Genomic DNA, 3,504 nt, shown 5'->3' with positions numbered 1-3,504 from the left:
AAAGCCATTGGCCCCAAAACCGCGCTCCAGACGGCTTCTTAACAGTCAACGGCGCCGGCCGGAAGGCGGCAGAAGCGAGTGCCGGTGCAGGGCGTGCGGCGTTGGTGCCGTGGCAAGGCGCCCGTTACTGAACCTCTTCCTCGGCCCTCCATTCGTCGCGGGCTCTCAGAACGGCTTCGACGAGGCGGCGGAGGAGGCGGACGGAACCACCGGACCAGGCGGTGCGGAGAGCCTCGAGCTCGTCTCCATCAAGAGGAAGGGCCCACCGCGGATCAAGGCCGCGCTCGGCGACAATGTCGGCCATCAGGTGCTCCGCGAGAGGGAGCAGATGTTCAGGACCCGGCTCTGTCAATCGGCGTACAAACGTGACCCCCGATCGGCGTGCAATTTTGACCCCCTGATGAAGCACTGAGCTGCGGCTGCCTGAGGGTCCCGGAGCCGTGGGCGGAGGGGCGGTCAGGCAGCCGTTGGGTGATCGGCGGAGGGGTCAGGCGCGGTTCTTGAAGCGCCAACTCTCGTTGCCGGTCTCGACGATTTCGCAGTGGTGGGTAAGCCGGTCGAGCAAGGCGGTCGTCATTTTCGCGTCTCCGAAGACGCTCGGCCATTCGCCGAAGGCGAGGTTGGTGGTGACGATGATCGAGGTCTGCTCGTAGAGCCGGCTGATCAGATGGAAGAGCTGTACCGGTCCACGGTTTTGAGACACGATTTTGGGCTAAGCGGCGTTCTGCATGTTCACGTTTTGCTCTCGTCTGATGGTGGCTGGCGGGCGGTGTCCGTGGCGCTCGATCAGCCAGTGCTCGTTGTAGGTTGTCTGGAACTCCAGGAGGGCCTGGCGAAGGTCCTCAATCGTGTCGAACCAGCGCACCCAGAGCAGGTTCTCCTTCAAGGTTCGGATGAACCGCTCGGCGCAGCCGTTGCCCTCGGGAGCCCGGACGAAGGCCGGCGAACTCCGGGCCCCGAGGAAGCGGATCTCGCGCTGGAAGTCCGCGCTCATGTACTGGCTGCCGTGATTGTGGCGGATGCTCAGGCCACGGGCGACGTCCTTGCCGACCTCGCCGAAGCTGCCTCGGACGGCCTGCCGGATCGGCTCCAGCGCCTCGTGGCGGGTGGCTTGGGGGCTGGCATGGATGCCCACGCATTCCGCCGAGCAGTGGTCGACAGCGATGAACACGGCCGCTGTCCCCTCGCCGGTGGCGACGGCCGTCATGTCGGTTCCCCACATTTCGTCCACGCGGGCCGTGGTAATCGTGCCGTCATGAGCGCGCGGCCCCCGCGGGGCACCGGGCCGCTGGTGCGCCAGGAGGCCATGCGCGCGCATCACGCGCAGCACCCGCCGTGGGCTGGTGCGCACGCCGGCGTAGCGCAGCCGTGCCCAGACCTTGCGATAGCCTTCGCCATGAAAGGGGCTGTCCTCCAGCAGCGCGCGGATGCAATGGGCCAGTTCGGCGTCCGCCATCGCGCCTGGCGGTCCCGGTCTGCGGCGCGGCGCCGTCGGCCGGTTGGCCGCCTGCCGGTGACGGCTCACCGTCGCCCGGCTCAGGCGCCACACCTTGCACACCCGAGCCAGGCCGTAGGGGCGCTGCGCGGAGGCGGAGACGGTCTGGCTCATCGTCTCGACCTCCGCAGCCGAAAAGGCCTGCCGCCCTCCAGCCGCTCAATCTTCGCCTCCAGGAGTTCGTTCGCCATCGTGATCTCGCCGATCTTCTCGCGCATTGCCCGCAGCTCCCGATCCCGGTCGTCCTCGGGCCGGCTCTTCAGCGAGGCGGCGCCGGCAGCTAGGAAGCTGTCCCGCCAGCCGCTCAGCGCAGCCGCGGTGACCCCCAGTTCCCGGCTGACCAGCTCCAGGTCCTCGCCGCGCAAGATCCGCAGCACGGCCTCCTGTTTCCGCTGGGCCGACATGCGCCGCTGACGCGGCGCGGTGGGCTCGCCGTCGCCAGCGTGATGGGCGCGCTCCGCCGAGCCCACCTGGGTGCTCCGTTCGTCCGTCATGGCTCCTCCTCTCGGGAGCCGCATAAGCCCAAATCACTGTCTCAGAAAACTGTACACCGGGGGACCACGCGCTTCGGCCTCGAGCTTGTTGACGAGATCGACGACGTTGAAGAAGCGTCCGCGGGCACCTCCCCGGATGCAGGCGCGGGCGATGCCGACGGCGATGTGGGTCTTGCCGGTTCCGGTGCCGCCGATCAGCACGAGGTTGCGCTGATGCTCGAGGAAGTCGCCGCCGGCGAGATCGCGTACCAGGGTCTCGTTGATCGGTGTGTCCTCGAAGGCGAACTCGTCGATCTCCTTGGCGCAGGGCATCTTCGCGATGGTGATCTGGTACTTGATCGAGCGCGCCTGCTTCTCGCTGATCTCGGCGCTGAGCAGATCGCCGATGATGCGCGCGGGCTCGTGTTCCCGCTTCACCGCGGTGGCGACGATCTCGTCGTAGGCCGCCTTCATGCCGTAGAGCTTCAGCTCTCCCATGCTGGCGAGGATCTCGGTGCGGTCCATCAGATGGCCCTCCTCAGGTTGTCGTATCGCGAGCAGTCGGCCGTTGGCTCATGGTCAAGCCTGAGCGCGTCTGGGGCCATGATGGTGACCGGCGGGTCCGGATCGCGCCGGCGCGCGAGGATGTTGAGGACGACGCCGGCGGAATGGACGCCGTCGGCGAGCGCCTCGCTGCAGGCGGCCTCGACGGCCGACAGACCGTCAGTCAGCACGGCACCGAGGATCTCGACCATCTGCCGGTCGCCGTCCGGAACCCTGCGCAGCTTCCGGCGGACGCGCTCGAGAGAGGCCGGCAGCACCCAGTCCTTGAAGGGTGCTCCGTTCCTCAGCGCCCCCGGTTTGCGTGCGAGGACAGGCACATAGTGCCAGGGGTTGTACACGGTCTCGCCCCGACCAAAGGCGCGGGCGTGCTCTCCGACGATGCGGCCGTCCTGCCAGAGCTCGATCCGCTCGGCATAGGCTCGTATCTCAACGGTCCGGCCGACGGCGCTCGCCGCCACCGAGTAGCGGTTGTTGTCGAAGCGCACGAGGCAGGTCTTCGAGACCGATACCGGCAGGGCAGGAGGCTGGCTTATTGGCGAGAGCCGATGCCGTGCGGTCCGCCTGCGGCGACCAGTCGCGTCGAGGCCCTGGGGCGGGGACACGGGCTGTCAGCGTCTCGTCGAGCACGAGCCGGTCCTCGGGGCGCTCGCCGTCCCATCTGCGGCGCACATCGCCGAGCGCTGCGGAGAGCCCCCTGAAATAGAGTTGTCTCGCCTGGGCGAGATTGGTCGGGCTCGGTGCGATGCCTTGCTCGCGCATGAGGCGTTCCACCTTTGCGTTCGTGCCGGTCATGCCCTCAAGGTGTTCGGCGACGAGTTGCCACACCTCGATGACCTGATCCTCGTCGAGCCCGTCCTTAAGCATCTGCTCCGTGAATTCCTTTTCCGGCCGCGCCTGCGGTCCGCGCGCGGCGAGGATGCGGGTTGCCCACGCCATGGCGCGGTCGGTCGATTTGCCTTGCGCCGCCGATCG

At 67.8% G+C, this 3,504-nt stretch carries 3 protein-coding genes and 3 pseudogenes; all 6 read right to left on the bottom strand.

From position 1 onward, the window contains the following. Nucleotides 1–124: 124 nt before the first annotated feature. Nucleotides 125–304 (bottom strand): hypothetical protein, encoded by a 180-nt coding sequence (locus Q331_RS0119165; RefSeq protein WP_026381977.1) that lies wholly within the window; start codon nucleotides 302–304, stop codon nucleotides 125–127. Between the two features lie 183 nt (nucleotides 305–487). Beyond that, a pseudogene (locus tag Q331_RS0119160) lies at nucleotides 488–676 on the bottom strand (ATP-binding protein); the annotation flags it as partial. A 36-nt stretch (nucleotides 677–712) separates the two neighbouring features. Beyond that, a protein-coding gene (locus tag Q331_RS0119155; protein ID WP_156953428.1) for an IS3 family transposase occupies nucleotides 713–1,899 on the bottom strand; the annotation gives its coding sequence in 2 pieces (ribosomal slippage) (nucleotides 713–1,629 and nucleotides 1,629–1,899; 1,188 coding nt in all). Between the two features lie 156 nt (nucleotides 1,900–2,055). Continuing rightward, nucleotides 2,056–2,493, bottom strand: a pseudogene (locus Q331_RS22785) (ATP-binding protein); the annotation flags it as partial. Further along, nucleotides 2,493–3,050 (bottom strand): annotated as a pseudogene (locus Q331_RS0119140) (Mu transposase domain-containing protein); the annotation flags it as partial. The pseudogenes Q331_RS0119140 and Q331_RS22785, both read right to left, overlap by 1 nt. Then, on the bottom strand, nucleotides 2,959–3,504 hold a 546-nt coding region (locus Q331_RS23865; RefSeq protein ID WP_210164994.1), incomplete at its 5' end, for a hypothetical protein. The gene Q331_RS23865 and the pseudogene Q331_RS0119140, both read right to left, overlap by 92 nt.

The sequence above is a fragment of the Afifella pfennigii DSM 17143 genome, assembly GCF_000688515.1.
GTDB lineage: Bacteria > Pseudomonadota > Alphaproteobacteria > Rhizobiales > Afifellaceae > Afifella > Afifella pfennigii.
Note: the sequence above shows the minus strand (reverse complement) of the source record. Positions and strands in the feature narration are given on the sequence as shown.